We start from the raw sequence: 24,727 nt of genomic DNA on the forward strand, positions 1-24,727 counted from the left end.
GCAGCGCCAAGAGGGGCAAAGCCCCTACAAGCCCGGCAACCAGAGCGCCAGCTGCGGAAAGACGACCAGCAGCACCACAAGCAGCAGCGAACAGCCCATGAACGGGAATGCCGACATATAGATGTCGCGCATCGTCGTATCCGGCGGCGCCACGCCCTTCATCACGAACAAGAGCAACCCGAAAGGCGGCGTGGTAAAGCTGATTTCCAGCGCCAGTAGCATGATCAGCCCGAACCAGATCAGATCGAAACCCAGGCTTTGCGCCAGCGGGAAAAAGATCGGCACGGTCAGCAGCATCATGGAAATCTGCTCCATGAACATGCCCAGCAGCAGCAGTACGCCGAACATCACGCACAGCATGGCGATGGGGGCCAGGTCATAGCTGGTGGCCCAGTTGATCAACCCGCGCGACGCGCCGGAAAAGGCCAGCAACTGGCTGAACGTGGCCGAGCCGAACACGATCAGGTAGGCCATCAGCGTCACCCGCAGCGCGCCGACGACGGATTTCTTGACCGCCTCCCAGGTGAGGCAACGAAAGATCACGGCCAGGATCAGGACACCCAGCGCACCGAAAGCGGCCGCTTCCGACGGGGTGACAACCCCCCCCACCATCATCACGACGATGATGACCATGACCGACAGCATCGGGATGATGTCGCGCGCCATCAGCGCCAGCTTGCGCGACAACGCCATCGGTTCGACCTCGTAGGCGGGCGCAGCATCGGGGTCGAGGCGGGTCTGCAACCAGATCGTGACGATGTAGAAACTGGCAAGGATCAGCCCCGGAATGATCCCCGCGATCAGCAGCGCGCCCACGTCGATCCGCGCCAGAGTCGCAAGCAGCACTGCAAGTGCCGAGGGCGGGATGATGATCGCCAGACCACCGGTGCCAAGGATCGGCCCGATCGACATGTGTTTCTTGTATCCCCGGCGGCTCATCTCGGGGACCATCAGGCTGCCCAGCAGCGCGGTCGACCCCATCGACGACCCCGACAGCGTGGAAAACCCCGTGCCGCCCAGGACCGTCACATAGGACAGCCGCCCGGGCAGCTTGCCCATCAGTCGGTCGATGGCATTGAACATCCGCGCGCCAAGGCCGGTATGAAAGAAGATCTCGCCCATCAGCAGGAACAGCGGGATCGGAACCAGCGCAAAGGACGTGAGCGACCCCAGACCGTTGTTCAGCAGCGCCGAGATCCCCCGCTCGCCCCCCATGAACACCCAGGCGCCCACGATATTTGCCGCCAGAAAGGCCAGTGCCACGGGCATCCCGATCGCCATCAGACCGATGATCGACCCCAGCAGCAGGATAAGTGCCTCATACCATTCCATTATTCGTGTATCCCCGCCTCGCCCGAGTGCAAAAGCTCATCCCCAAAGATGAACCGTGCGAATTCCACCGCCATCAGCCCGAAACTGATGGGAAAGGAAATCGTCAGGATCCAGCGCGGGAAGTAATAGGCGCGCACGTCATAATCGTTGCGCGCGATGTTCGTCATCAGCAGGTCGGCGCCCTTCCAGGCCAGCACGACGCAGACCGCCACGCAGATCGCCGCCACGACCCGGCTGACGATGCGGCGCAGCCCTTCGGGCAGGGCGGCGGTCACCAGCTCGATATGGACGTGGCCTTTTTCGCGCACCAGCCAGGGTGCGCCCAGCATGGTCATGTAAAGCAGTGCATATTCCGACGATGTGAAGAGCCAGGCAAAGGGTTGCACACCCGCGTTGCGCATGGCGACCGACACGATCACCGACACCATCAGCCAGATCAGCATCGCCCCGGCGATGCCGGCCATCAGGTACAAGATGCCTGTATAAATTCGGATAAGCGCCTGCATGCCTGCCCCCTCAAAGTGAATGGGCGGCCCGGAAAGGGCCGCCCGCCGGGCCTTACTTGTCAGCCGCGGGATCGTAGAACTTGGCGATCAGCTCGTCATACATGCCGTCGCCCATCGGGTGCTCGGCCATCAGGCCCTTCATGCGCTCCCAGGTTTTTTCGCGGGCGGCCGCGAGGTAGTTCGCCTTGGCTTCGCCTTCCAGGCTCACGACTTTCATGCCGGCTGCCTCGAGTGCGGCGAAATCTTCGTCGCGCTTGGTGCGCAGGGCTGCAACGCTGTCCTTTTCGTGCTGGATGGCGACATCCTGAAGGATCGTCCTGGCCTCATCCGACAGACCGTTCCAGCGATCAAGGTTCACGATCACGCCAAGGTCGGTCGAGAAAAAGCACGGCTCGATCCGGTAGTTCAGGAACTCGTTCCATTTCAGGTCGATCAGGCCGATCTGGGTCCAGCCGGTGGCGTCAACCACGCCACGCTCGAGCGCGGAGTAGACTTCGGTCGTGGGCAGGTCGATCACCTGCGCGCCCAGGTAATTGGTGAAGAACGCGTTGTAGACCGCGTTGCCACGCAGCTTCAGACCCTCGACCGACAGGTTGCCGTTGGCGTCGAACTGCGGTTCATCGCGGGTCCAGAGGTTGTAGCACACGCCGCTGTCGAACCAGCCCAGGTATTTCACACCCATCTTTTGCTGGTGGATCTGGTCGATCATTTCGATCCCGCCGTTTTCACGGGTTTCGACCGCTGTCAGGTTCGACGCCACCAGCGCATCCTTTTCCGGCAGCGCCCCGCCGTAGAACGATCCGGGCGTATAGACCATGTCGACGATACCGTCACGCACGGCGTCGGGCTGCTGGAACATGCCGATGGCTTCGGGGCCGCCGCGCACTTCGATCTGCACAACGCCCTTGCCGGCCTCGTTGACCTTGTCGACGAAGGACAGGAACGACTGGGTGTAGATCAGCGTTTCGGGAAAAGCATGAACCGCGGTCAGGGTCTCTTCGGCCTGCGCAGCCATCGCCAGGGTCGAGGCCGCGAACAGCCCGCCAATGATGGTATGTTTCATCGTCTTTCTCTCCTTTACCGGGGTTTCCCCCGCCCTGTTGTGGGGGTGCAAACCCCCGGTTATTGCCACCCCTCGCAAAGGGCAGGCGTTCAGTTCCCGGGCCAGGCCCAGGAATGCGCCGCGCGACGGGCGTCGCGAAACGCGGTGATTGCATCGGCGTGACTGGCCGTCATGTCGATATCATCCCAGCCGTTGATCAGCTTCGTGCGCCACAGCGGGTCAAGTTCGAAGGGCATATCCACGTCACCGATGACGACCGCCCCCTTTTCCAGGTCGACCCGGACCTTCCGCGTTCCGTCGCCCAACGCGGCAATCAGAACCTCGACCAGGTCTTCGTCCATACGCGCGGGCAAAAGACCGTTGTTGACGGCGTTCGACGCGAAGATGTCGCCAAAACTGGGGGCGATGACGGCGCGAATGCCGTAATCGACCAGCGCGTAAACCGCGGCCTCGCGGCTCGAGCCACTGCCGAAATTGCGGCGGGTGACAAGGATGGACGCGTCCGGGTGCCGGTTGAGCGGCATGTCCGGCACGATGCCGCCATCGCCGTCAAAACGCATGTCATATAACAGGTATGCCCCATAACCTTGTGACCGGGGCACCGACATGAACCGCGCCGGGATCAGCTGGTCGGTGTCGATGTTTTCCATCGGCAGCGCCAAACCCATGCCTTCGTGGATGCTCCAGCCGCTCATGCCCGGCCCTCCAGCATCGGGCGCACGTCCGTCAATTCGCCCGCGACAGCCGCCGCGGCGACCATGGCGGGGCTCATCAGATGCGTACGCGCGCCGCGGCCCTGGCGGCCACGGAAATTGCGGTTGGTGGACGAGGCGCAGCGGTTTCCTGCCGGCACCAGATCGCCGTTCATTCCGACACACATGGAACAGCCCGCGTCGACCCATTCCAGCCCAGCGTCGATAAAGATCCGGTCCAGACCTTCCTCTTCGGCCTGTTTCTTGACGAGGGCCGAGCCGGGCGACACAAGGCCCGGCACCCGCGCGCGGCGACCCGCCAACACGGCTGCGGCCAGGCGCAAATCCTCGATCCGGCCATTGGTGCACGACCCGATAAAGACCTGATCGACCCGCGTTCCCGCAAGCGGCCTGCCCGGCTGAAGCCCCATGTAATCCAGCGCCTCGCGGGCGCGGACGGCCTTGGATTCGGGCAGGCTGTCGGGGTCGGGTATGGCCCCGGTGATCGGCAACGCCTCTTCCGGGCTTGTGCCCCATGTCACGGTCGGCGCGATGTCGGCGGCATCGATTGTCACCTCGCGGTCGAACACGGCGCCGGGATCGGATGGCAGCCGCGCCCAATCCTCGACCGCGCGGTCGAAATCAGCGCCTTGCGGCGCAAAGGGCCGCCCCCGCACGTAGTCGAATGTCACCTCGTCCGGGGCTACCAGGCCCAGGCGCGCGCCACCTTCGATGGACAGGTTGCACAACGTCATGCGCCCTTCCATCGTCAGCCCGCGGACCGCGCTGCCGGCGTATTCGATGGCATGCCCCCGCGCCCCGTCCGCGCCCAGCATCGCAATCCAGTGCAGCGCGATATCCTTGGCGCCCACCGCCGGGCCCGGCCGGCCTTCGACAGTGATGCGCATGGTTTTCGGGCGTTTCTGCCAGATCGTCTGGGTTGCCAGCACATGCGCGACTTCGGTCGCGCCGATCCCGAAGGCCAACGCCCCGAACGCGCCGTGGGTCGATGTGTGACTGTCCCCGCAATTCACGGTGAGCCCCGGCAAGGTAAGCCCCTGTTCGGGGCCGACAACATGCACGATCCCTTGCGAGGGATCGTGCAGGCCAAACAGCCGGAGCCCGTGAGTGGTGGCATTGGCGTTCAGCGTCTCGATCATCCGCCGGATATCGGCGGATTCAATATGGTCGCGCGCACGGGTCGGCGCGTAGTGATCCACGACGGCAAAGGTCAGCTCGGGCTCGGCCACGGGGGCGCCCCGCGCAGCCAGCTTGGCAAAGGCGTGGTGCGAGCCTTCGTGGACAAGGTGACGGTCGACCCAGAGCAGCGACGCCCCATCGTCGCGGCGCAGCACTTCGTGGGACTCCCATAGCTTGTCCAACAAGGTGCGGCCGGTCATTCCGCCGCCTCCTGCACCTGCTCGGAGTCGATCACCGGCTCCCAGTGGCGGTCATCGGCGCCGCCAACCCGGTTCAACGTCATTTCCAGGCGGAACAGATCAGCCCGGTAAAGGGCCGACAGGTATTCCACCCCGCGCCCATCCGCGTCGCGCACGACCCGCCGCAAGGACAGCAGCGCCGATCCGACCGACACGCCCAGCGCCTCGGCCACGTCCGGCGAGGCAAGCGTTGCCGTGACCGACTGCTGCGCGCCCTCGACCTGCACACCGGACCGTTCCAGCAGGCGGAACAGCGGCGTCGTGGCCAAATCGGCCTCGGTATAGTTGGCCGCGATGATTTCCGGGACATAGGTTGTCAGATGCGAAAATGGCCTGTCGTCCAGCGACCGGACGCGCACGGCCGTCTGCACGCGCGCCCCGTCATCCAGACCCATCGCCTGCGCCACATGCGACGGAGCCGCACCGTATGAGAAGGACAAGAGCCGCGCCGTCGTTGACTGGCCCATCGCGACAAGCTGCGGCATCAGGCTGGTAAAGTCCGCCGCCACCGGCCCCGTATCGGCCTGAGGGCGCACCTGCGTGCCGGACCCGGCGCGCCGTTCGATCAACCCGTCGGCATCGAGCGCATCGAGCGCCCGGCGAATCGTAACGCGGCTGACGGCAAAGATTTCAGCCAGCTTCTGCTCGCCCGGCAACGTGGCGCCCGCGGGATAAGTTCCATTGGACATTTCATCGCGAAGCAACAGGTAAACCCTGCGTGCCTTGCCCCCTTCCGGGAGTGTCATATGCCCGTTTGCCGCCAAACCACCCCTCCGGATGCGTCATGGAATCTGAGCGAAGCGTAGCAGCGGAAAAGTCAAAAGCAAGAAATCTATCTTCTTTGGTCGAAAATATTTGACCTATCCATGTCGCTAAGTCTGTATTATAAAAGATACAGATTTGCTCGACAGGGGGAAAGATGCCGATCATCGAAACGCATGTCCTCGAAGGATATTCAGACGACGAAAAGGCGCGGCTGTCGCGTGCATTGACCGACGCGGCCTTGTCCGTCGTGCCGGCGAAACCCGACGCGATCACCGTAATGATCCACGAAATGCCGCGCAGCCATTACATGCGCGGCGGCACCCATCGCGACCCTGCCCCCGCCCGGCCCGATGCGGCCGCGACCGTGCGCGCCTACCTGGCGGCTATGGAGGCGCGCGACCTCGACACCGCGAAATCCATGCTGGGCGACGGGTTCGTCATGAATTTCCCGGCAGCCCCCGGCATGTCCGCGCTGGAAGAGCTGATCGCCTGGTCCAAACCGCGCTACGCCTTCGTCAAGAAGGCATATGACAAGGTCGAGGCATTCCAGCAGGGCGAAACGTCGGTCGTGTACACGATCGGCACGCTTTTTGGCGAATGGCTGGACGGCACGGCCTTCGACGGCATCCGCTTTATCGACCGGTTCGAACTGCGCGATGGCCGGATCGTGAGGCAGGACGTTTGGAACGACATGGCCGAGGTAAAGGCGCAGGCATGACAGATATCGACCCGATCACGCTGGCCGTTCTTGCAGGCCGGATGGAGCAGATCGCCGACGAGATGGACGCGACGCTGTTCCGCGCGGCCTTCAACCCGATCATCGCCGAGGCGCATGACGCGAGCCATGGCCTCTATCATGCCGCCAGTGGTGACACGCTGGTGCAGGGCAAGTCGGGACTGCCGATTTTCGTCGGAGTCATGTCCTTTGCCGTCAAGGCAGTGATCAACAAGGTGGCCGAGGCGGGCGATCTGGCCGATGGCGACATCTTCATTTTCAATGACGCGCATCTTGGCGGCACGCACCTGTCGGACATGCGTCTGGTGCGGCCCTATTTCCGCGACGGGCAGTTGTTCTGCTATCTCGCCTCGGTCGGGCATTGGCACGATGTGGGCGGCGCGGTGCCGGGCAACTACAACCCGGCGGCCACAGACGCGTTTGCCGAAGCCTTCGTGCTGCCGCCCGTCCGGCTGGCACGCAAGGGCGAGATCAACCAGGACATCATCGACATCCTGATGCGCAACACGCGCCTGCCGCAATCGGCGCAGGGCGATCTGAACGGGCAGTTGGGCGCGTTGGACCTGGGCGTGCGCCGGATGGACGAGCTGCTGGACGAATACGGTGCCGACACGGTACGCGCCGCGCTGGACGCGCTTGGCGGGCGGGCCGAGCAGCTGATGCGCGCGGAACTGACCGACCTGCCCGACGGCCGTTGGGAAGCGACGGATTACCTGGACAATGACGGGATCACGGACGCGCCGCTGCCCATCAAGGTGGCGCTTGAAATTCGCGGCGACCGCATGGTTCTGGATTTCGAAGGCACAGCTCCGCGATGCGCCGGCCCGGTGAACATCGCCTACCCCACGGCTGTCGCGACGGCCTATGTGGCGATCAAGCACATCTTTCCCGCGCTACCGGCGAATGCCGGGGTGATGCGACCGATCGACGTAAAGATACCCGAAGGATCGCTGCTTTCGGCAGAGTTTCCCGCGCCCGTCGGCGGTTATACGGAAACCATCCTGCGGATGATCGACGTGATCTTTTCGGCGATGGCGCAGGCCGCGCCGGACCGGGTGGTGGCCAATGCCTATGGCACGATCAACGCTCTGTCGATCGCGGGCAAGCGCAAGAACGGCCAGCCCTGGGTGATGTTCTCGTTCTACGGCGGCGGGCATGGCGGCACGCCCGAGGGCGACGGGCTGAACCACGGCAATGCGCCGATCTCGACCGCGACGATCCCGCCCATGGAAATCCTCGAGGCGGCCTATCCGGTGATGTTCCGGCAATGGGCGCTGCGCCCCGACAGCGCGGGCGCAGGCGCGCATCGCGGCGGGCTGGGCGCAACATATGAGATCGAAGTGCTCGAGGATAACGGGGCCGAGGCGTTCCTGTTCGGTGAGCGTGGGCGGTTCGCCCCGCAGGGCGTTGCGGGCGGCGGAGCGTCGGCGATGAACGTCTTTTCCTACGAACAGGCCGACGGCTGGCATCACCCGCCGATGGCGTCGAAGATGCGCGGCATCAAGCTGGCGCAAGGCCAGGCCGTGCGGCTGGAAACGCCCGGCGGCGGCGGTTATGGCGCACCGGGCACGCGCGATCCTGCAGCGGTGGCGCGTGATGTCGCGCTCGGGTTCCTGAGCCCCGAGAAAGCCACCGAAACCTATGGCCCCGCATGGCAGGAGATCGCGCAATGAGCAGCACGATGATCGGCGTCGATGTCGGCGGCACATTCACCGACGTTTTCGTTCTGGACGAGGCAACGGGTCAGGCGCGTGTGGCCAAGGTGCCCACCACCCGCCCCGACCAGTCGGGCGGGTTCCTGGACGGGATCGGCCAGCAGGTCAGCGACCTGTCCAGCGTGGCCGTGGTCGTGCACGGCACGACGGCCGGGACCAACGCATTGCTGGAACGCAAGGGCGCGAAGATCGGCGTGATCACCACCGAAGGGCTGCGTGACGTGCTGGAGATGCGCCGGCGCGACCGTCCGCGCACATGGGGCTTGCGGGGTGACTTTTTACCCATCGTTCCGCGCGACCTGCGCCTTGAAGTGCCGGAACGCACGCTGGCCGACGGCACGATCCGCACCGCGGTGGATCTGGACGCGGTGCGCAACGCGGCACAGGCCCTTTTGGACAAGGGATGCCTTGCCGTCGCGATCCTATTTGCCAATTCCTATGCCAACCCGGAAAACGAGGCCAAGGCCGTGGCCGCCGTGCGCGAGATCTGGCCAAATCCGCACGTGTCGGCGAGTTCGGAAATCCTGCCCGAGATCCGCGAGTACGAGCGGTTTTCGACCACCGCGCTGAACGCCTATCTCCAGCCCGAAGTGTCGGGCTATCTGAACCGTCTGGAAAACGCGCTGAAGGGCGACGGGTTCGATGGCGAGTTCATGATCGTTCAGTCGAATGGCGGTGTTATGGCGGTCGACACCGCCTGCCGCCTGCCCGTGCGGACCGCGCTGTCCGGCCCGGCCGCCGGCGTGATCGCGGCAGGCTATATCGCGCAGACGGCTGGTTTCCCGGACGTGATCACCGGCGACATGGGCGGCACCTCGTTCGACGTGTCGCTGATCGCCGGCGGACAGTCCATGCTGTCGCCGCAGACCTCGATCGATTTCGGCATGGTCGTGCGCACCCCGATGATCGAGATCACGACGATCGGCGCCGGGGGCGGGTCGATCGCGTGGGTCGACAAGGGTGGTCTGCTGAATATCGGGCCGGAAAGCGCCGGATCGAACCCGGGCCCCGTGGCCTATGGCCTTGGCAACACGCGCCCGACGGTGACCGATGCGAACGTGGTGCTGGGCCGGATCGACCCCGACAACCCCATCGGCGGCAAGCTGGAGCGGCTGGACGTCGAAGCGGCGTCCCGCGCCATCGACGACCATGTGGGCGGGCCGCTGGGCCTGTCGACGACCGAGGCCGCCGAGGCGATCCTTACGGTTGCCAATTCGCGGATGGCCGGCGCGATCCGCCTGGTCAGCATCGAACGGGGCTATGACCCCAAACGCTTTGCCTTCATGCCGTTCGGCGGGGGCGGTGCGCTGCATACCGGTGCACTGATCGACGATGTGGGCCTCGCGCGGGCCATCGTGCCCCGCTATCCCGGTGTCACCAGCGCCATGGGCTGCGTGATCGCCGACATGCGGCAGGATTTCGTCCAGACGATCAATGCCATGGTCGATCAATTGGACGAAGGTGCGCTGGCGGCATTCCTGCAGGATCACGTGAAGAGGGGTCACGCCCTGCTGGATGCCGCCCGCACCAAATTCGACGCTCGCGACGTGGTGGTCGAACTGGACATGGCCTATCTGGGTCAGACCCATACGGTTGCCGTGCCGCTTGAGGTGACGATCACCGACGGCACGGTCACGCCACCGACGCGCGCGCAGATCGCAGCGGCGTTCGACGCGGCTTATGACGCCACCTATGGAAGGCTGCTGAAGAACGGCGTCCGCCGGGTTATGAACCTGCGCACGGCCGTGATCGGACGGCGGCCCAAGTTCGACCTGACGACGCTGGCCCCGCAGGGCGGCGACGTCGAGGCCGCGCGCAAGGGCAGCCGCCGCGTGCATTTCGGCAAGGCCTGGCACGACACGGCGATCTACGACCGGCTTGCCTTGCCGGTGGGCGCAGAAATCGCCGGCCCCGCGATACTGGAGCAGCCCGACACGACGGTGCTGGTGGATCCGGGCCTGAAGGCCACGGTCGACCAGTATGGCAACACGATCATCGAACGAGTGGAGGCGTAACGATGGGCAGGATCACCGGAATCGACCCCGCGCGAACGGCGCTTCTGACAATCGACCTGCAGAACGATTTCCTGCATGAGAAAGGCGCCTATGGCCGTGCCGGGCAGACAGCCGCGGCTATCACCGCCCTGCCCGACCGCATCCTGCCCCTGCGCGATGCGCTGCGCGCGCGGGGCGGCACCTATGTCAGCGCGCAGTTCACACTCGTGCCCGGCCCCGGCGGCGAGCCACTGATCGCGCCGCACCTGAAAGAGCTGCGTCCCTTCCTTGGCAAGGGTGATTTCGCACCGGGCGCATTCGGGCATCAGCTTGTCGAAGCGCTGCAGCCGGCGGACTACACGGTCGAAAAGGTGGCCTATTCCGCCTTTTACCAGACGCGGCTGGAATACATCCTGCGCGCATTGGGGATCGACATGCTGCTGATCGGCGGGATCGTCACGAATGGCGGTGTGGCCAGCACGTTGCGCGATGCCCATCTGCGCAATATCGACACCGTTCTGCTGACCGATGGTTGCGCCGCGTTCCGTCAAGAGGTCCATGATGCAACGCTTCTGTCTCTCGGCAGTCTTGGCGCGCAGATGACCTGTGCAGAGGCCACCGCCATGCTGGAGGGCCAGTCATGACCCTGAAATCCCGCCTGACCCACCCCGAAATCCTTATTGCGCCCGGCGTCTATGACGGGTTGACCGCCACGCTGGCCGAACAGGCCGGGTTCGAGGCGTTGTACCTGTCCGGTGCCGCTGTGGCCTACACCCGGTTGGGCCGCCCCGATATCGGGCTGACCTCGGTCAGTGAAATGGCCGATACGATGAACCTGATCCGTGACCGTGTGGACCTGCCCGTGATCATCGACGCCGACACCGGGTTTGGCAACGCGCTCAATGCGCAGCGGACCATGCGGCTTTATGAACGGGCCGGGGCCAATGCCCTGCAGGTCGAGGACCAGACTTACCCCAAACGGTGCGGCCACCTGGCCGACAAATCGCTGATCACGGCGGCGGAAATGGTGGGCAAGATCGCCGCAATGGCCGACACCCGCGCAAGCGAAGAGACTTTGATCATCGCCCGGACGGATGCCATCGCCGTCGAAGGGTTCAGCGCGGCGATCGACCGTGCCGAAGCGTATGTCGAAGCCGGGGCCGATGTTCTGTTCATCGAGGCTCCACGCTCGGGCGACGAGTTGACCCGCGTGGCCGACACCTTCAAGGGGCGCGTGCCTTTGCTGGCAAACATGGTCGAAGGCGGCGCGACGCCGATCCAGTCGGCGGGCGACCTGCAGGCGATGGGATTTGACATCGTGATCTTTCCCGGCGGCATTGTCCGCGCGCTCGCGCGCTGCGCCACGGATTATTACCGGTCGTTGCACGCGAACGGATCGAACAAGCCTTTTGCAGACAGGATGTTCGACTTCGACGGGCTTAACGCGGCCATCGGGACGCCTGAAATGCTGGAAGCCGGCCAAAGGTTCGATGGCAAGGACAAGCCATGACGGTTCTTGCGCCGCCTGACAGCTTCGACATCGACGTTGAAACGCTGATTGTCGGCGGCGGTGCGGCGGGCATGGTGGCGGCGCTTGCCGCGCATGAGGCCGGGCAGCACGTTCTGGTGGTCGAGGCCGATGCCGTGCCGCAAGGTTCGACCGCGCTGAGCGCGGGGCTGATTCCGGCTGCGGGCACCACGCTGCAACGTGACGCCGGAATCGAAGACACCGCGGCAATTTTTGCGGCCGACATCCAGGCCAAGGCCAAAGGCGAAAACGACCAGGCCCTGGTCGATGCCATGGCATCGACATCCGCGCGTGTGATCGATTGGCTGACGCAAACCCACGGCCTGCCGTTTTCCGTGGTGACCGATTTCGACTATCCCGGACATTCCCGCCGCCGCATGCACGGTCTGCCCAGCCGCGCGGGGCGTGACCTGATCGATGCTTTGCGCGGGGCGGTCGAGGCCGCGGGTATCGACGTGATCTGCGAACGTCGGGCGGACGCTCTTTATGCCGAAGGTATGCACATCGCCGGGGCACGGCTGGTGCGGCCGGATGGTGCCGAGGAAACCGTGGGCTGCAGGCGCATGATCCTGGCCTGCAACGGATATGGCGGCAATCGCGAAATGGTCGCCGAACACATGCCGGCGATCCGTGACGCGCTGTGGTTCGGGCATGACGGCAACAAGGGCGACGCCGTGACGTGGGGTGCCGAACTTGGCGCCGAGGCCAGGCATCTTGGCGCCTATCAGGGTCATGGCAACGTCGCCCATCCGCACGGCATCCTGATTTCCTGGGCCGTGATCATGGAAGGCGGCGTGCAGGTAAACCAGTCCGGCAACCGGTTCTGGAATGAATCCCAAGGCTATTCCGAAGCAGCCCGCGCCGTCATGGCGCAGCCAGGCGGCACGGCCTGGGCGATCTTCGACGAACGCATCGCAGCCATCGCCCGGCAGTTCGAGGATTTCAAGGAAGCGGAACGGCAAGGCGCGATCCGCTGGGGCGATACGGTTGAGGCGCTTGCCAGCGATACCGGTTTGCCTGCCGATGCGCTTGCCAGCACGCTGGCCGATATCCCTGACAATGGCACCGACGCGTTCGGGCGCCGGTTCGGCGCCAACCGCCTTGCGCCACCTTACGCGGCGGTCAAAGTCACGGGGGCGCTGTTCCATACACAGGGCGGCCTGGTCGTCGACCCGGCAACCGCCCGTGTGTGCCATCGCGATGGAACCCTGTTTCCGAACCTGTCCGCCGTCGGTGGGGCCGCATGCGGCGTGTCCGGCAGCGGCGACGCCGGATACCTCAGCGGCAACGGATTGCTGGCAGCGGTCACGCTTGGATACCTTGCAGGGCGCGACGCGGGCTGATTTCCGGCCTTCGGTAGCTGCGCGGTTTGTCGCATTCCGCGGCCACGAACCTGCTGTTTTCCGTTTTTTCCGCAGTCTTGCACCGCTCAAGCGGTCAAAAACCGAATGAATCCAACGACTGTAAATGATTTTACCAAAGCGCCGCCTGCACGCATCAAACTCTTTGACAAAAAAATCATTACACTGCGGCCCCCAATAGGGAAATTTACATAAACACGGTATCTCTGCCCTGCATTGAGCGCATGACCTGACCGTGCGGCGGCTGACCGGAGGAGGCACCGCCACACACATACGGAAAGGCCAGGCGCAGAGGGGCGCGGCACCATTTGCCGCCAACGTATGACCCAAGGGGAGGATCGCCATGGATGGCAGCAAGACCGCACGCGTAACCGCAAACCTCGTTCTGCTTGGACCGCCGGGTGCGGGCAAGGGCACCCAGGCCCGAATGCTGCAGGACCGTTTCGGCCTTGTGCAGCTTTCGACCGGAGACTTGCTGCGCGCGGCTGTTGCGGCAGGCACCGAGGCAGGTCAGCGGGCCAAGGCGGTGATGGAACGGGGCGATCTAGTCAGCGACGAAATCGTCATCGCCATCCTGCGCGACCGCCTGGGTCAGGACGATTGCGCCGCTGGCGTCATCTTTGACGGGTTTCCCCGCACGACCGTACAGGCCGAGGCGCTGGATGCGCTGATGGCCGAGATGGGACAATCGATCACGGCCGCGATCAGCCTGGATGTGGATGACGACGCGATGGTCGCCCGCGTGTCCGGCCGGTTCACCTGTGCCGGGTGCGGCGAAGGGTATCACGACAGCTTTAAAAAGCCGGAAGCGGACGGCGTGTGCGACAAGTGCGGCAGCACCGAAATGACGCGCCGGGCCGACGACAACGCCGAAACGGTAGGGCAGCGTTTGCGGGCCTATCACGCGCAGACGGCACCGCTGATCGCCTATTACGATGCGCGCGATGTGCTGGCGCGGGTCGATGCCATGGCAGAGATCGAAACCGTGGCCGACGGCCTGAACAGGATCGTTGCGCAAGCGGCAGGCTGAACTGCCCGCCCTGCATCTTGGCCGATAGAAGCCGCCTGAACGACAAGGCCGGGCCCTTTTCCAAGGGCCCGGCCTTTTTCTTTCCGGTTCGCCGATCAGAAGTTCAGCGAAAGGTCACGGTGATCGGACTGGCACCGCGCCAGGAACAGCGCCTGTTCGCGGCTAAGGCTGTTCTGCACCCGAACGCCCAGCGAACCGCGAATGGCCGACAGGTAGTCTTCGAGCGGCGCGCGAAGCGCCGTCGCAGCCTCGGCCCGCCACTGCTCCTGTTCGGCATAGGCAGCAAGCGCATCCTGGTACTCGGCCATCGCGTCTTCGCGGTTGCCGTCGCCCAGGGCGCGACGCGCCCGCGACAAGGACCGCTTGACGTCGCGTGTGCCTTCGACCTCGTCCAGGCGATCTTCGACCGCCTCGACCAGCGCTTCGCCCTCTTCGGGCGTTGCTGTCTCGATCACCTGCGCCAGACCTTCGAGGTCCGGCTTGAGCGCGGCAAATGCCTCGTTCCCGCGCAGCACGGCCAGCACTTCGGAGGCATCCTCGTAGGCGCTGTCGGCGTTGCGGCGATAGGTGTTGCGCGCGGCCAATTCGGCGTTGATCAGCTTGCTGAAGGCGGCATAGTCGTCCTTCCAGCTTTCCGGGATCGTGGCACGAAGCTCTTCGATGTCGGCAAGATCCTTTTCAAGCCGCGCTTCGAGTTCCGCCTTGCGATCGGCCAGTTCCGGGTCGCGGATACGCTGGATCAGGACTTTCAGCTCTTCGGCCTCGTCCTCGAGCCCGCGAATGTCCCGCTCGATCCGGCGCACGTTGGCCAGCTTGGGACGGAACTCGACCGCTGCGTCCTTGACCGCACCATAGGTGGTGTCGATGTCGTCAAGGCTGGCAATCGCCGTTTCCGCACTGTCGAGCGCGTCGGACAGGTCGTCCGCCATATCGTCGGGCAGAACCGCGAGATCCAGGGCACGCATACGCTGCAGGGCTGCTGCCTCTTCGCCATCGGCCACCTGTTGAGAGGCGTATTCGTCGAGACAGTACTGGAACTTCGGATTTCGCGGCGGCGGCGCGGTGTCGGACAACAGGCTGACCCGGTTGGGCAGGTAGTTGACCAGTTGCGGCGTCGCACCGACGATCCCAAGTGCCAGAAGCTGCAAGAGGATGAACGGGATCACGCCCTTGTAGATCTGAAGGGTTCTCACCGAGGATGGCGCCACCCCCCTGAGATAGAACAGCGCAAACCCGAATGGCGGTGTCAGGAACGATGTCTGGATGTTCAGGCCGATCATCACGCCCAGCCAGACTGCGGTGATGTTGGCCGACGGATCGGCCAGAAGGATCGGCGCGACAATCGGCACCACGACCACCGCGATTTCGATGAAATCGAGGAAGAAGCCGAGGATGAAGATCACCGCCATCACGATGATGAACTTGGTCCAGAAGCCGCCCGGCAGCGAGTTCAGGAACTCGCGCACCAGCTCTTCGCCACCGAAGGCGCGGAAGGCTGCAGTCAGCATCGCGGCGCCCAGAAGGATGATGAACACCAGCGAGGTCGTCTTGGCCGTTTCCAGCATCACGCCCTGAAGGGTGTTGTCGATCCGCAAAGTGCGCGCGCCGCTCCAGACCAGCGCCAGGATCAGAAGGACCGCGCCGACGACGCCGATCGCAATGCCGGTGAAGTCTTCGGACGATGTCGCGGCCTTCACGTTCATGTCGTAGTTCGAAAGCGCGAAAGCGATGATCGCGATACCGACGATCGCCAGGATCGCCGGGTAATAGGTGCGACCATTGCCGCTGTGCAATCGATAGCCCGCCATGATCAGCGCACCGGCCGCGCCGACGGCACCGGCCTGGTTCACCGTCGCGATACCGGCGATGATGGACCCCAGCACAAGGAAGATCAGCGCAAGAGGCGGAACCAGCGTCAGGGCAACGGTGACCCAGAACTTACCGTCATACTTCCCTTCGTAGGGGACCGCCGGGGCCGACTTGGGCCGCAGGATCGCGAAGATCAGGATGTAGGCCATGTAAAGACCCACCAGCACCATGCCGGGCACGAATGCGCCCAGGAACATCTCGCCCGCGCTGGTCGATCCGACATCGAATTCCGACGGCATCGAAATCTCACCGGTGGCCGCCTTGTGCAGCGCCTTGCGCGCGGTCGATGCCTGGTCGGTGGCCGAGGCCAGCTGGTCGGCCAGGATGATCAGAACGATCGAAGGCGGAATGATCTGCCCCAGCGTCCCCGAGGCCGAGATCGTCCCGGTCGCAAGGGGTGCGGAATAGTTGTTGCGCAGCATCGCCGGCAACGAGATCAGGCCCATCGCAACCACTGTGGCACCGACGATCCCGGTGGTTGCCGCCAGCAGCGCACCAACGAACACGACCGAAATGCCCAGGCCACCCGGCACCGGTCCGAAAAGCTGCGCCATGGTGACCAGCAGGTCTTCGGCGATCTTCGAGCGCTGCAGCATCAGGCCCATGAAGATGAAAAGCGGGATGGCGATCAGCGTATCCCTCTCGACCTCCCAATAGACGCCACGCAGGTTCAACACCCCCGCCGACAGCCATTCAGAGGGGCCGCCGGTGTGGAAATAGGCATCGGGATTGCCGCCAAAGATGTATCCCGCGCCAGCGGCAAGGCCGATGGCCAGGATGGCCGCACCGGGAAGTGCGAAGGCCACCGGATAGCCAGAGCCGAGCGCCGTGGCCATCAGGAGGATCAGAACGATAAGGAAAAAGAGTTCCATGTGTCCGGCGCTCCCTTACGTAGTCACGGCTTCGTGGTCACGATGGCCGGGTTCGTCCCGGTAATCGGCCACGGCCTCGAACAGGTAGCTGACGAACTGGATCAGCATGGTGATTGCGAAAATGCCAAGGAACGCGGCCATCTGGTATTTCACGAACATACCGACACCCCCGGTCTGGGTGACCTCGAAATTCGCGACGGGGCTGTTGATGATCGACTGCTTGCCGTTAAAGCCAACGCCAAGGATCACCCAGGCGGTCGTCATACCCAGCATGATCGACCCGATGGCGTTGACGAAGCCCTTGGTCGTGCGTCCGAAACCGGCATACAGCACGTCAACGCGCACATGGCCTTCGTCGAAAAGGGTATAGGCCGAGGCGAACAGGAACAGCGCCGCATACCAATAGCGCACGAGATCGCCCATCAGCGCCTGCTCGTAGGAAAAGACGAAGCGGGAGATCACGATCAGCAATTCGGCCAGCACGATCAGCAGCGCCAGCCAGTGAAAGCCCAGCGTGCGGGTGAACAACCCGATCACGAAACCCAGCACGACAAGCGGCGTGTGGATGTAGGGGCCCACATCACGCGCGCGTCCGAAGAAGCGGGCGCTTTCCTCGTCCATGAAGTAGAGGAAAAGCTGCTCGGTCCGCATGAAGGCGATGGTCGCATCGACCACCCCAACCAGCAAAACCGCCCAGAAAATACTGCGCACAAGGTAGCAGTTGAACCGGTGGATACGGTCGGCATCCCAGCGCAAAGCCTGCATCGGCGTTTGCAGCACATAGACGATCGCAAGGCCCACACAGATCGCGAAGATCAGCGCATGCACCCAGCCAAGGCTTCCGCCATCGCCGGCCAGCAGCGCGTGCGTTCCGGGAAATCCGAACGCCACGACGAGCACGTTGTTGATCATGAAGGCCGATAGCGCACCAAGCATTCCCCATCCGAACATGCGGATGACGGGGGCAGGTGCGCCGGTGCGGGACAGGTCTGTCGGATCGCTGAGGCTGGTCATTCTCTCACCTGTTGCATCCGGCTTGGCTCCTCTTGCCGGGGCCGCGCCGTGTTGCCGATTGTTGTTGATTTTCAGGCAAAGAGCGGGACCGTAGCCCCGCCCTTGATTTTATTGGATATTTTCGGCGTATCAGCCCAGGTTGCGGACCCGGTTGCGCTGGTTCACGAAGGTACCTTCGAACAGCGCCATACCTTTGCCGATCTCCGAGATGTTCGACTGGAACGCGTCGTCGATTTCGACCGCAAGCGCCGAGTGATCACGCACTTCTGCGAACACTTCTTCAGCCGCTTCACCGAAGCCATCCCAGACGTCGTCGTTGAAGTTGCGCACTTCGACGCCCTGTTCGTCGATCAGACGCTGCAGGTATTCGCCGTTCAGAGCGGCCGCTTCCTCGTAGGAGTTTGCGTGCTCTTCGTAGCAAGCCGCGGTCAGCAGGTCTTTTTCCCAATCCGACAGCTCGCCCCACCAGCTTGCGTTCATGCCAAAGGCAAGACCGCCGCCCGGCTCGTGCATACCACCGGTATAGTAGTACTTGGCCGCTTCGTAGAACTTCATGAAGTAGTCGTTGTAGGGACCAACCCATTCGGTCGCGTCGATCGAGCCCGACACCAGGTTTTCATAGATCTGGCCGCCCGGCAGCGACACGGTCGATGCGCCCAGCTTGGACATCACGTTGCCGCCCAGGCCCGGGATACGCATCTTCAGGCCCTTGAAGTCATCGGGGCCTTCGATTTCCTTGTTGAACCAGCCGCCGGCCTGCGTGCCGGTTGCGCCACAGGGCAGCGACTTGAGGCCGAATTCGCCCGACAGCTTGTCCCAAATTTCCTGGCCGCCCTTGAACTTGATCCAGGCATTCCATTCGGTCGTCGTCATACCGAACGGCACCGAGGTGAAATAGGCAAAGCCCGGGTGCTTACCGACCCAGTAATAGTCAGCCGCGATATAGGCCTGGCTGTTTCCCGACGCCACTTCGTCGAAAACGTCGAACGCGCCAACGCGCTCGCCGGCAGCGAAGTATTCGACATTGAAACGGCCTTCAGACAGCTCAGTGATGCGCTGCGCCAGGCGCTGCGCCGAGGTGCCGAGGCCGGGGAAGTCGCGCGGCCAGGTCGACACTATCGTGAGCTGACGTGCACCTTGCGCGATTGCAGGTGCCGCCAGTGCAACCGAACCCGCGCCGGCAAGTGCGGCCCCTTTCAGAAACTTACGTCTTTCCATCTTTGTTATTCCTCCCGTTAGACGGACGTCTGTATTTGCTTGCAATGTCCGGAGATCTCTACCCTTGACGCCGGTTTGGCGACGCCAAACAGGTCTTTGGTCATTTTCTCTCCCCGATCATTATGCGCCCGACCGTAGCAGGATCAGCGCAAGGGTAAAGAAAAAGCTGCACCCTGCGACAAAAACTATGCGTTTTCAGGATGCTGAACCGTTGATCGGCAATATCGGATTGGCGAAAAAACAGGCATGTTTTCAGCCGCAAGCGGTATCCGGGAACGAAGCCTACCCCAAAGGTAGCCTTTGACCCGTAAATCGCGAACGGACCGGGCCTGCCCGACAGATATCAGACATTGCCATTCGCCGCCGCTGCTTTACCCTTTTGCGCTGGACCTCGGCATATCCCGGGGCGCGAATCTCGGGAAAACAACACCGTATGTCGATCTGGAAACAACTTTTCGTCCTGGCTGCACTCGCCGGTATCGCCTATGGCGGTTACGAAGCGTATCTCCGGTACTACGCGCCCGCGGACACCGCGCAGGCCGACCAGCCGCGCCGGGGCGGTGGGCCCGCAGCCGTCGAAACCGGTGTCGCCGAACTGCGAGTCCTGCGCGACACGGTCGAAGCTGTTGGAACGACGCGTGCACTGCAGTCCGTCGACATCGTGCCCGAGGCCAGCGGCCGGATCGAAGAGCTTGCTTTCTCACCCGGGCAGCGCGTCGAAAAGGGGGCCGTGCTTGTCCGCCTGGATGACGCGATCGCCCGCGCCGACGTGACCGAGGCAGAGGCACGCCTGCTGGAGCGTGAACGGGTTCTCGACCGCGTCAACCAGTTGCGCGGATCGAATGCGGTGGCCGTGGCGACCCTGGAAGATGCCGTGGCGCGCCTGGCCGAGGCGCGGGCGGAATACGACAGGGCGGAACAGCGTCTTGCCGAACGGGTGATCCGTGCGCCGTTCGCGGGCACAGTCGGCCTCGCCGAGGTGGATCGCGGGGCCCGGGTGGCGGCCGGAACGTTCATTGCGCGGCTCGATGACCTGACCGAGGTCGAAATCGAATTCGCGCTGCCGGAAACGCTGTTCGCGCAGGTGCGCAACGGACAGCAGGTCACCGCGCGCGGTGCCGCCTTTCCGGGGCGGGAATTCACGGGACGGATCGACGCGGTGGACAGCCGGATCGATCCGGTGGGACGCTCTTTCCGCGCCCGCGCGGTAATCCCGAACCCGGACGGCACGCTGCCGGCCGGAATGTTCATGTCGCTCGAACTCACACTGGCCGAAACCGAACGCACCGTCGTCCCCGAAGAGGCGATCATCTTTCAGGCAGCCGAAACCTATGTCTTTGCCGTTGTCGACGGAAAGGCCGAGCGCATAACCGTCACCACCGGACAACGCCGCGACGGGTATGTCGCGATCGTGGACGGCCTTGATCCGGGGCAGCCGATCATTGTTCGCGGGCTGCACCGCGTGCGCAACGGCGGGCCGGTCAAGGTGCTGAATGCACCCGAAGGCGACGGAGCGGATTCATGACGCTTTCCGATCTGTCCGTCAGGCGCCCGGTCCTTGCCGCGGTCGCCAACCTCTTGCTGATCGTCTTTGGCGTCAGCATGTTGCGCGACGTACCGGTGCGCGAACTGCCGGATGTGGACAACGCCGTGGTCACCGTGACCACCACCTATCGCGGCGCCGCCCCCGAAGTGATCGACACCGACATCACCGAAACGATCGAAGGGGCGGTCGCCTCCATTTCGGGTATCCGCTCGATCAGCTCGGAAAGCCGTCAGGGGCGGTCGCAGGTCACGATCGAGTTCGACGCCGGGCGCGACGTGGACGTGGCGGCCAACGATGTGCGCGATGCGGTTGGCCGCATCCTCGACAACATGCCGCAAGAGGCCGATCCGCCCGAAGTCGAGAAAAGCGATGCCGACGCCGATCCGGTGATGCGCCTTGCCGTGGTCTCCGACCGCATGACAACGGCTGAAATCACCGATTACGTGGACCGCTTCATTGCGGACAGGTTGGCTACGCTCGACGGCGTGGCCAGCCTGCGCATCTATGGCGAACGGTCATTTGCCGTGCGCATCTGGCTGGACCGCCGCGCACTTGCCGCGCGCAAGCTGACCGTCGCGGATGTCGAACGCGCCCTTCTGCGCAACAATGTCGAACTGCCGGCGGGCGAGGTCACTTCGATCAACCGTCAATTGACGGTGCGCCTGAACAGCCGTCTGCAAAGTGTCGAGGATTTCCGCGACGTGGTGCTGGACCGTGTCGCAGGATACCCCGTGCGCCTGGGCGATGTGGCGCGGGTCGAGCCGGGCGTTGCCGACGACTCGACCATTGCGCGCAGCGACGGCCGCGACGCCGTCGGCGTTGCGGTTCAACGGCAAAGCCAGTCGAACACCCTGCAAATTTCGAACGCCGTCCGGGCCGAGCTGGACCGCATCCGCCCCACCCTGCCCGAGGGCATGGATATCGTGATCGGTTCGGACGACGCCTTGTTTGTCGGGGCGTCGATCCGTGAGGTCGTGAATGCTCTGGTCATTTCGCTGATCCTCGTGGTGTTGGTTATCCTGCTTTTCCTGCGCTCGGCGCGCGCAACGCTGATTCCGGCGATCACCATACCGGTTTCACTGATCGGATCGTTCCTGCTGATCGGCATGTGGGGCTTTTCACTGAACACCTTGACGTTGCTGGCGCTGCTGCTGGCCATCGGGTTGGTCGTTGATGATGCCATCGTCGTGCTGGAAAACATCCAGCGCCGGATTGAAAACGGGGAAACCCCGCTTGTCGCAGCGGTCAAGGGCGCGCGGCAGGTGACGTTCGCCGTGCTTGCGACCTCGGCCACGCTGATCGCGGTGTTCGTGCCGCTATCGTTCATGCCGGGACAAGTCGGGCGCCTGTTCATCGAATTCGGCTGGGTCATGGCCGGCACGGTGGCGATCTCGACCTTCGTCGCCCTGACGGCTTGCCCGGCGCTTGCCTCGAAGGTTCTGAAACCCGGAAAGACCGGCATGGCATCGGACGAAGGTGGCCCACGCGGGCCGGTCCAGCGCGCATACGCCAGCCTCCTGCGCCAGAGCCTGCGGATGCCTCTTGTGGTTCTGGTCCTGGCCGGGGTCATCACGGGCGGGGCGGCGTTTTTCTATGACACGCTCCCGCGCGAACTGGCCCCGCGCGAAGATCGCGGCGTGGGCTTTGTGCCGCTGACAGCGCCCCAGGGCAGCACGGTTGACTATACCGACGGGGCCGCGCGCCAGGTCGAAGAGATCATGCAGCCCCTGCGCGACCAGGGGGTGATCGAATCCGTTTTCACTTTCACGGGTTGGGGCAACCGCGCATGGCGATCCTTCGTCGTCTTCCGCCTTGCCCCCTGGAAAGAGCGCGACATGTCCGCGGCCCAGGTCGCAGGGGCGATTGCGCCGAAAATGGGCCAGGTCACCAGCGCGCGCGGCTTCCCGATCACGCCCGCGGGGCTTGGACTGCGGGGCAACTCCACGCCCGTGCGAGTCGTGATCAGCGGCCCGGATTTCGACAGCGTCAAGGAATGGTCGACGGCACTGCTGGAACGCGCGGAAGAAATCGAGGGGCTGGTGAACCCCGAAGTCAACTATGAACAGAACCTGCCTCAGCTCGAGGTGCGTATCGACCGCGAACGCGCGGACGACCTGGGCATTTCCGTCGATGTGATCGCCTCGACCATGCAGTCGATGCTGGCCTCGCGGCAGGTGACCACCTTTGTCAGCCGCGGGCGTGAATACCCCGTCATCCTGCAAGCCGAAGAGCGCGACCGCCGCTCGCCGTCGGATATCGACAACATTTTCATCCGCTCCAGCGATGGTGAAACGCTTGTGCCGCTGGGGGCGCTTGTCACGGTTCAGGAAAACGCCGCAGCCCCGTCGCTGCGGCGGTTCGACAGGCTGCCGTCGATCCAGCTTTCGGGCGCTCTGGCGCCGGGCGCGGACCTTGGCACGGTGCTGACCGAGCTCGAACAGGCCGCGTCCGAGATCATCCCGGCCAGCGGCAAACTCGGCTACGAGGGCCAGTCACGCACTTTCAAGGACACCGCAGCAGGTGCGAACCTGGTCTTTGCGCTGGCGCTGCTGATCGTGTTCCTTGTGCTTGCCGCACAATTCGAAAGCTTCGTGCATCCGGTGATCATCCTGCTGACGGTGCCGGCGGGTGTCGCCGGCGCGATCTATGCGATGGCCGCTGGCGGGCTGTCGCTGAACGTCTACAGCCAGATAGGGATTATCCTGCTGATCGGGCTGGTGGCCAAGAACGGCATCCTGATCGTCGAATTTGCCAACCAACTGCGGGACGAGGGCAAATCGGTGCGCGATGCGGTGATCCAGGCGGCCGTTCTGCGGCTGCGCCCGATCATGATGACGGTTCTGTCCACCGTGCTGGGGGCGCTGCCGCTCTATCTTGCGACAGGCGCGGGCGCGGAAAGCCGCAATGCCATCGGCACGGTGATCATTGCAGGGCTGGTCTTGTCAGCTTTCCTGATGCTGGTGGTAACACCGGTGCTGTATGACCTGCTGGCACGTTTCACCCGTCCGCGCGGCGCGGTGGAAAAGATGCTCGAGCGCGAATTGCAGGACGCCTGACGTCCTAGTAAAGCCCCGCCGTTCTTGCACGCAGCCGGATCAGCGCCAGCACGGTGTCGATCGTCGGCGTGGGGGTCTGCGTCAGGTGGCCCAGCTCTTGCACGGCCGTGACCAGCGCGTCGATTTCCATCGGGCGCCCGGCATCCAGATCCTGCCACATCGAGGTGCGGTGCGCGCCCACGGCGGCACCGCCATCGATCCGGCGTTCGACGTCGATCGGGAACTTCACGCCCAGCTTTTCGGCGATCTCCTGCGCCTCAAGCATCATGCCGCGCGCCACCGCACGGGTGCCCGGATCGGTGCAAAGCACATCCAGCGTGGCATGTGTCAGCGCAGAAATCGGGTTGAACGACAGGTTCCCCCACAGCTTGACCCAGATTTCGTCCCGGATACGCGGGCGCACGGGCGCTTTGAGCCCAGCCGAGGCCAGCGCCTGCGACAGCGCCTGCGCACGATCGGACTTGGACCCGTCCGGTTCGCCCAGCGAAAAGCGGTTGCCTTCGATATGCTTGATGACGCCCGGTTCGATCACTTCGGCGGCGGGATAGACCACGCAGCCCAGAACACGGTCGGGGCCAAATCCGTTCCATTGCGCATCACCCGGATCGACCGAGGCCAGCCGCGTGCCCTCGTAGGGGCCTTCCAGCTTGTGGAAATACCACCAGGGCACACCATTCACACCGCTCACAATGGTTGTGTCGGGCCCGAGCAGCGGCTTCATCTTGTCGACGACGGGCGGCACCGAATGCGCCTTGAGCGTGATGATCACGTAATCCTGCGGACCCAGTTCCGCGGGATCCTCCGAGGCGGTGACCGGCACGGTCACGCGTTCGCCGCCCTCTTCGATCAGGGTCAGGCCATTTTCCTTCATGGCCGCCAGATGCGGGCCGCGGGCCACAAGGCTGACATCGGCCCCCGCCTGCACCAGCTTGACGGCCATGTAGCCACCGATGGCCCCCGCGCCGAAAATACAGATCTTCATCGCGCTACC

19 protein-coding genes are annotated in these 24,727 nt (G+C 64.0%); 9 read left to right on the forward strand and 10 right to left on the reverse strand.

The annotated features are described in order from the left end of the window. Nucleotides 1-24: 24 nt before the first annotated feature. The 6 genes from BLT50_RS04900 to BLT50_RS04925 all read right to left on the reverse strand — a co-directional run bounded on the left by BLT50_RS04900 (nucleotide 25) and on the right by BLT50_RS04925 (nucleotide 5,778). A complete protein-coding gene (locus tag BLT50_RS04900; RefSeq protein ID WP_090027170.1) occupies nucleotides 25-1,332 on the reverse strand; it encodes a TRAP transporter large permease in 1,308 nt (435 codons plus the stop codon). Beyond that, the gene (locus BLT50_RS04905) at nucleotides 1,332-1,838 is read right to left on the reverse strand and encodes a TRAP transporter small permease (RefSeq protein ID WP_090027171.1); all 507 of its coding nucleotides are present in this window, start codon (nucleotides 1,836-1,838) and stop codon (nucleotides 1,332-1,334) included. Before BLT50_RS04905 ends, BLT50_RS04900 begins: the two co-directional genes overlap by 1 nt. 52 nt (nucleotides 1,839-1,890) lie before the next feature. Continuing rightward, entirely contained in the window at nucleotides 1,891-2,901 is a 1,011-nt protein-coding gene (gene dctP / locus BLT50_RS04910) for a TRAP transporter substrate-binding protein DctP (protein WP_090027173.1), read from the reverse strand. Nucleotides 2,902-2,990: 89 nt separating this feature from the next. Further along, nucleotides 2,991-3,596: a 3-isopropylmalate dehydratase small subunit gene (leuD, locus tag BLT50_RS04915; protein WP_090027175.1), complete on the reverse strand. Its 606-nt coding sequence runs from the start codon at nucleotides 3,594-3,596 to the stop codon at nucleotides 2,991-2,993. After that, nucleotides 3,593-4,993: a 3-isopropylmalate dehydratase large subunit gene (gene leuC / locus BLT50_RS04920; protein WP_090027177.1), complete on the reverse strand. Its 1,401-nt coding sequence runs from the start codon at nucleotides 4,991-4,993 to the stop codon at nucleotides 3,593-3,595. Before leuC ends, leuD begins: the two co-directional genes overlap by 4 nt. Continuing rightward, entirely contained in the window at nucleotides 4,990-5,778 is a 789-nt protein-coding gene (locus tag BLT50_RS04925) for a GntR family transcriptional regulator (RefSeq protein WP_090027179.1), read from the reverse strand. Before BLT50_RS04925 ends, leuC begins: the two co-directional genes overlap by 4 nt. 173 nt (nucleotides 5,779-5,951) lie before the next feature. On the opposite strand from BLT50_RS04925, the gene BLT50_RS04930 reads away from it, so the two are divergent. From BLT50_RS04930 to BLT50_RS04960, 7 genes are all read left to right on the forward strand, one after another. Continuing rightward, the gene (locus tag BLT50_RS04930) at nucleotides 5,952-6,515 is read left to right on the forward strand and encodes a tautomerase family protein (protein ID WP_090027181.1); all 564 of its coding nucleotides are present in this window, start codon (nucleotides 5,952-5,954) and stop codon (nucleotides 6,513-6,515) included. Next, the gene (locus tag BLT50_RS04935) at nucleotides 6,512-8,206 is read left to right on the forward strand and encodes a hydantoinase B/oxoprolinase family protein (protein ID WP_090027183.1); all 1,695 of its coding nucleotides are present in this window, start codon (nucleotides 6,512-6,514) and stop codon (nucleotides 8,204-8,206) included. Before BLT50_RS04930 ends, BLT50_RS04935 begins: the two co-directional genes overlap by 4 nt. After that, nucleotides 8,203-10,263 carry a hydantoinase/oxoprolinase family protein gene (locus tag BLT50_RS04940; protein WP_090027185.1) on the forward strand — a complete coding sequence of 687 codons (2,061 nt, stop codon included), beginning with the start codon at nucleotides 8,203-8,205 and terminating at the stop codon, nucleotides 10,261-10,263. Before BLT50_RS04935 ends, BLT50_RS04940 begins: the two co-directional genes overlap by 4 nt. A 2-nt stretch (nucleotides 10,264-10,265) precedes the next feature. Then, complete coding sequence (locus BLT50_RS04945) at nucleotides 10,266-10,886, forward strand: cysteine hydrolase family protein (RefSeq protein WP_175491396.1); 621 nt, start codon at nucleotides 10,266-10,268, stop codon at nucleotides 10,884-10,886. Continuing rightward, the gene (locus BLT50_RS04950) at nucleotides 10,883-11,752 is read left to right on the forward strand and encodes an isocitrate lyase/PEP mutase family protein (RefSeq protein ID WP_090027187.1); all 870 of its coding nucleotides are present in this window, start codon (nucleotides 10,883-10,885) and stop codon (nucleotides 11,750-11,752) included. Before BLT50_RS04945 ends, BLT50_RS04950 begins: the two co-directional genes overlap by 4 nt. Further along, nucleotides 11,749-13,113, forward strand: coding sequence for an FAD-dependent oxidoreductase (locus tag BLT50_RS04955; protein ID WP_090027189.1), 1,365 nt, complete (start codon nucleotides 11,749-11,751; stop codon nucleotides 13,111-13,113). Before BLT50_RS04950 ends, BLT50_RS04955 begins: the two co-directional genes overlap by 4 nt. A 361-nt stretch (nucleotides 13,114-13,474) precedes the next feature. Continuing rightward, nucleotides 13,475-14,161, forward strand: a complete 687-nt coding sequence (locus BLT50_RS04960) for an adenylate kinase (RefSeq protein ID WP_090027192.1) — start codon at nucleotides 13,475-13,477, stop codon at nucleotides 14,159-14,161. Between the two features lie 95 nt (nucleotides 14,162-14,256). On the opposite strand, the gene BLT50_RS04965 is transcribed toward BLT50_RS04960, so the two are convergent. The 3 genes from BLT50_RS04965 to BLT50_RS04975 all read right to left on the reverse strand — a co-directional run bounded on the left by BLT50_RS04965 (nucleotide 14,257) and on the right by BLT50_RS04975 (nucleotide 19,134). Further along, nucleotides 14,257-16,902: a TRAP transporter large permease subunit gene (locus BLT50_RS04965; RefSeq protein WP_090027194.1), complete on the reverse strand. Its 2,646-nt coding sequence runs from the start codon at nucleotides 16,900-16,902 to the stop codon at nucleotides 14,257-14,259. 15 nt (nucleotides 16,903-16,917) lie between these two features. After that, on the reverse strand, nucleotides 16,918-17,916 hold the full coding sequence (locus tag BLT50_RS04970) for a TRAP transporter small permease subunit (RefSeq protein ID WP_090027196.1): 999 nt from the start codon (nucleotides 17,914-17,916) through the stop codon (nucleotides 16,918-16,920). A gap of 129 nt (nucleotides 17,917-18,045) precedes the next feature. Then, on the reverse strand, nucleotides 18,046-19,134 hold the full coding sequence (locus tag BLT50_RS04975) for a TRAP transporter substrate-binding protein (protein WP_090027198.1): 1,089 nt from the start codon (nucleotides 19,132-19,134) through the stop codon (nucleotides 18,046-18,048). Nucleotides 19,135-19,567: 433 nt separating this feature from the next. Between BLT50_RS04975 and BLT50_RS04980 the strand changes: the two genes are divergently transcribed. Both BLT50_RS04980 and BLT50_RS04985 read left to right on the forward strand, forming a co-directional pair. Then, nucleotides 19,568-20,659 carry an efflux RND transporter periplasmic adaptor subunit gene (locus tag BLT50_RS04980; protein ID WP_090027200.1) on the forward strand — a complete coding sequence of 364 codons (1,092 nt, stop codon included), beginning with the start codon at nucleotides 19,568-19,570 and terminating at the stop codon, nucleotides 20,657-20,659. After that, nucleotides 20,656-23,736 carry an efflux RND transporter permease subunit gene (locus BLT50_RS04985; RefSeq protein ID WP_090027201.1) on the forward strand — a complete coding sequence of 1,027 codons (3,081 nt, stop codon included), beginning with the start codon at nucleotides 20,656-20,658 and terminating at the stop codon, nucleotides 23,734-23,736. The genes BLT50_RS04980 and BLT50_RS04985 overlap by 4 nt, the downstream gene beginning before the upstream one ends. 4 nt (nucleotides 23,737-23,740) lie before the next feature. Here the strand turns inward: BLT50_RS04985 and BLT50_RS04990 are convergent, their stop codons facing one another. Next, nucleotides 23,741-24,718, reverse strand: a complete 978-nt coding sequence (locus tag BLT50_RS04990; protein WP_090027202.1) for a 2-dehydropantoate 2-reductase — start codon at nucleotides 24,716-24,718, stop codon at nucleotides 23,741-23,743. Nucleotides 24,719-24,727: the final 9 nt, after the last annotated feature.

The sequence above is a fragment of the Lutimaribacter saemankumensis genome, assembly GCF_900100005.1.
In the GTDB taxonomy this organism is placed as follows: domain Bacteria; phylum Pseudomonadota; class Alphaproteobacteria; order Rhodobacterales; family Rhodobacteraceae; genus Lutimaribacter; species Lutimaribacter saemankumensis.

Excerpts from the sequence above, each read along its gene's own strand:
- BLT50_RS04965 (WP_090027194.1), bottom strand. The coding sequence starts at position 16,902 with ATGGAACTCTTTTTCCTTATCGTTCTGATCCTCCTGATGGCCACGGCG.
- BLT50_RS04985 (WP_090027201.1), top strand. The coding sequence starts at position 20,656 with ATGACGCTTTCCGATCTGTCCGTCAGGCGCCCGGTCCTTGCCGCGGTC.
- BLT50_RS04960 (WP_090027192.1), top strand. The coding sequence starts at position 13,475 with ATGGATGGCAGCAAGACCGCACGCGTAACCGCAAACCTCGTTCTGCTT.
- dctP (WP_090027173.1), bottom strand. The coding sequence starts at position 2,901 with ATGAAACATACCATCATTGGCGGGCTGTTCGCGGCCTCGACCCTGGCG.
- BLT50_RS04970 (WP_090027196.1), bottom strand. The coding sequence starts at position 17,916 with ATGACCAGCCTCAGCGATCCGACAGACCTGTCCCGCACCGGCGCACCT.
- BLT50_RS04955 (WP_090027189.1), top strand. The coding sequence starts at position 11,749 with ATGACGGTTCTTGCGCCGCCTGACAGCTTCGACATCGACGTTGAAACG.
- BLT50_RS04905 (WP_090027171.1), bottom strand. The coding sequence starts at position 1,838 with ATGCAGGCGCTTATCCGAATTTATACAGGCATCTTGTACCTGATGGCC.
- BLT50_RS04925 (WP_090027179.1), bottom strand. The coding sequence starts at position 5,778 with ATGACACTCCCGGAAGGGGGCAAGGCACGCAGGGTTTACCTGTTGCTT.
- BLT50_RS04975 (WP_090027198.1), bottom strand. The coding sequence starts at position 19,134 with ATGGAAAGACGTAAGTTTCTGAAAGGGGCCGCACTTGCCGGCGCGGGT.
- BLT50_RS04950 (WP_090027187.1), top strand. The coding sequence starts at position 10,883 with ATGACCCTGAAATCCCGCCTGACCCACCCCGAAATCCTTATTGCGCCC.
- BLT50_RS04945 (WP_175491396.1), top strand. The coding sequence starts at position 10,266 with ATGGGCAGGATCACCGGAATCGACCCCGCGCGAACGGCGCTTCTGACA.
- leuC (WP_090027177.1), bottom strand. The coding sequence starts at position 4,993 with ATGACCGGCCGCACCTTGTTGGACAAGCTATGGGAGTCCCACGAAGTG.
- BLT50_RS04940 (WP_090027185.1), top strand. The coding sequence starts at position 8,203 with ATGAGCAGCACGATGATCGGCGTCGATGTCGGCGGCACATTCACCGAC.
- BLT50_RS04930 (WP_090027181.1), top strand. The coding sequence starts at position 5,952 with ATGCCGATCATCGAAACGCATGTCCTCGAAGGATATTCAGACGACGAA.
- BLT50_RS04900 (WP_090027170.1), bottom strand. The coding sequence starts at position 1,332 with ATGGAATGGTATGAGGCACTTATCCTGCTGCTGGGGTCGATCATCGGT.
- BLT50_RS04990 (WP_090027202.1), bottom strand. The coding sequence starts at position 24,718 with ATGAAGATCTGTATTTTCGGCGCGGGGGCCATCGGTGGCTACATGGCC.
- leuD (WP_090027175.1), bottom strand. The coding sequence starts at position 3,596 with ATGAGCGGCTGGAGCATCCACGAAGGCATGGGTTTGGCGCTGCCGATG.
- BLT50_RS04980 (WP_090027200.1), top strand. The coding sequence starts at position 19,568 with ATGTCGATCTGGAAACAACTTTTCGTCCTGGCTGCACTCGCCGGTATC.
- BLT50_RS04935 (WP_090027183.1), top strand. The coding sequence starts at position 6,512 with ATGACAGATATCGACCCGATCACGCTGGCCGTTCTTGCAGGCCGGATG.